The 2,904-nt window shown below is 53.7% G+C and carries 2 protein-coding genes; both read right to left on the reverse strand.

All coding sequences use genetic code 11. From position 1 onward, the window contains the following. Window positions 1–32: 32 nt before the first annotated feature. On the reverse strand, window positions 33–2,231 hold the full coding sequence (dinG, locus tag KDK14_RS20755) for an ATP-dependent DNA helicase DinG (protein ID WP_257267146.1): 2,199 nt from the start codon (window positions 2,229–2,231) through the stop codon (window positions 33–35). Between the two features lie 146 nt (window positions 2,232–2,377). Beyond that, the gene (locus tag KDK14_RS20760; RefSeq protein ID WP_257267147.1) at window positions 2,378–2,821 is read right to left on the reverse strand and encodes a hypothetical protein; all 444 of its coding nucleotides are present in this window, start codon (window positions 2,819–2,821) and stop codon (window positions 2,378–2,380) included. Window positions 2,822–2,904: the final 83 nt, after the last annotated feature.

The raw sequence follows: 2,904 nt of genomic DNA on the forward strand, positions 1-2,904 counted from the left end.
GCAACGCAGGAGCAGTTGCCGCGCAGGGCAGTCTATTCTCGGACAGCCTCCTGGCTCATCGCTGCGGCAGTCGATTCGATAATCCGGTTAAACGGCGGCAGAGAGTTCATGATCATCTGGCCATACCTGGCGGTAACCAGCCGTCGATCCATAATCGTGATGCGACCACGATCCTGCTCCGTCCGTAATAGACGACCGCAAGCTTGTATTAGGCGGATCGCTGCATCCGGTACGGTGATTTCCATAAACGGATTCCGACCCTGGGCTTCGAGCCACTCAGAGAGTGCTGCCTCTACAGGATCATCCGGTACCGCAAAAGGAATTTTGGCAATAACCACGTGTTCGCAATAATGACCGGGCAAATCAATCCCTTCTGCCAGGCTGGCAAGACCAAACAGGATGCTGACCTTGCCATCATCAATCAGCTGGCGATGCTTTTTGAGCAACTCCTGTCGTGAATAGTCATCCTGCAGCAGGATTTTTTCCTGCCAGGGAGCGTCCAGACCAAAATGCACATCCTTCATTTGTCGGCGGGAAGAGAACAGGACCAGCATCCCTTTTGGGCGATCATCACCGGACAATAACTCTGGCAGCAGCTCAATCATTTCAGCGGTGTGGTCCTGGGCATTGCGCGGGTCTGACGCCATGACCGGTATCACCAGAGAAGCCGCCTCACCATGGAGAAAGGGACTGGGCACCACTACACAGCGGGACTTGTCAGGCACTCCGGAGCGCATCTGGAACCGGCTAAAGCTACCCAGGGCGGCCAGGGTTGCCGAGGTGACAATGGCTGCGTGCGCGGGATTCCACAGCGTCTGCCATAAGGTCATGGAAGACAGGATCGGACTGCTGAATACCTCCAGCTCATCGCCAAAAGCACCTTCGCTCCATTTCAACCAGCGTGCGCTGGGAGGCTCACCCTCCGGATCTTTGATGGTGTAGGTCAGCCACAGTTGGAAATGGCTCTCCATACGTGACTGCATGCCACCGATTTCCGGGTAGAGCTGTTCCGCCTGCCAGCGGTCAATTCCCGGAACATCACCATCCATCCCATCGTCCAGGGCTTTGGCTATCTTTTCCAGCATCGTGCTGCACTTGCTGAAACCGGCTTTCAACCGTTCAGCCTGTTGTCCCAGTGGTTCAGGTACCACGCCCCGGGGAAAGCGGTAATATGCAACCTGACTCTCCCCTTGCGTGGTAAATTGTACTTTTGGTTCAAACCGGGCAATACTGTGCAGCATCTCCCGGGTATGGCCCAGGGCATTGACCAGGGCGTCAAACTCGGGCTGAATTCGCTCCAGCAATTCGCCAAGCTCTCCTGGCAGGGTCTGCTGGGTCAGAATTTTCTGCAGATGCCGCCCGGCTTTTTCCAGCCAGCTGGCAGTTCCCTTGACTCTGGACTGGCAGGTGAAGTGATCAATGGCTTTATCTGGCAAGTGGTGGCCTTCATCAAACACATAAATAGCATCCTTGGGCTCGGGAAGGATGGCACCACCGCCCAGGGCCAGATCTGCCAGCACCAGATCGTGGTTGGCAATGACCACATCGGCATGCTCCAGATCAGCCCGGGCCTGATAAAATGGGCACTGGCGAAAATAACCACAACGACGCCCGCTGCATTGCCCATGATCAGTGGTAATGGTTCGCCAATGCTGATCTTCCAGGGCATCCGGCCAACTGTCCCGGTCGCCTTGCCATTGGTCAGCAGTAAATGCCTCCAGCATGCTTTGGTATAGCGCCCGGGAGGACTGGTCATTTTCCAGGGTATAGCCATCGTAGGCGAACATATCCATTAATGAGGCGGTCGCCTCCTCTTCCTGAAGCAACCGGTCGAGCTTACTCAGGCAAGCATAACGACCGCGCCCCTTGGCCAGGGTGTATGAGAACTTTAAACCGGTTTTTGATATGATCTCTGGCAGGTCTTTATTGATCACCTGTTCCTGAAGGGTCACGGTGGCCGTGGCAATCACCAGCCGCTTTTTGGCTGCCCGGGCCATCACCACCGCAGGCAACACATAACCCACCGTTTTGCCGGTGCCGGTACCCGCTTCAATCACCGTAACCGAGGGATCGGAAATTCTACGACCTTCACTGTCTGTTTCAATATCACCCAGTGCCCGGGCAATCTCGGCAATCATTTGCTTCTGCCCGGGACGGGCCTTTAGTTTTTTACTCTCAAGAAAAGCGCTGTACGCCTTCTGGATGGCTCTCTTCTGGGGTTCGTCAAGCACAATGCCAATCGCTCTGGTGGAGTCGCTGAGTATAACTCAAACTGAATAGTCTGATTGTATCCTGTTTCAGCAAGGGGCACAGCGGTGATTACCACATACTTTGCGCAAGAAAGAATAGCAGGGATCAAAACTTTTTCAGGGCGACTTCAGACTTGACTGACACCATCATTGGAGTGCCGATCAGGACAGATTTCAACCGCAGTCGAGATAACACCCGGGGCACTGGATGCCACTGTTACTGATCTGCCATCAAGAGAATTTTTCTGCGCTGCGAGGCGATATTCATTGAGCAAGTACACAGTAGCTCCTCCCAAAAAGCCCATGCAGGCTCCCAGGACCATCGGCGAAGCGTGGGTACGCCCATCCCCCTCGCTTGTCTGCTGTCTGGCAAGCAAGCCAACAACTACCCCCAGGGCTATACACGGCACAACGGCCAAGCCCCGCCAGATAGTTTTGGCCTTGTCTGTTTGGTACCAGGCAGGAGTCGGACGTTCATTGCCAGAACCACTGGCAGTAATTTTCCCCTCTGAATTATCAGGGACATCAAAAATGGCAAGATGCGGGCCAGTGACATTGATTTCAGTATTCATTGTTAAAAATTATTAGTAATAAAAGATATTGAATTTTAATTTAACCTGATTACCACTGATCGTACGTCATGATACAGAGAAAG

Origin of the sequence: Endozoicomonas sp. ONNA2 (genome assembly GCF_024606365.1) — a bacterium.
In the GTDB taxonomy this organism is placed as follows: Bacteria; Pseudomonadota; Gammaproteobacteria; order Pseudomonadales; family Endozoicomonadaceae; genus Endozoicomonas.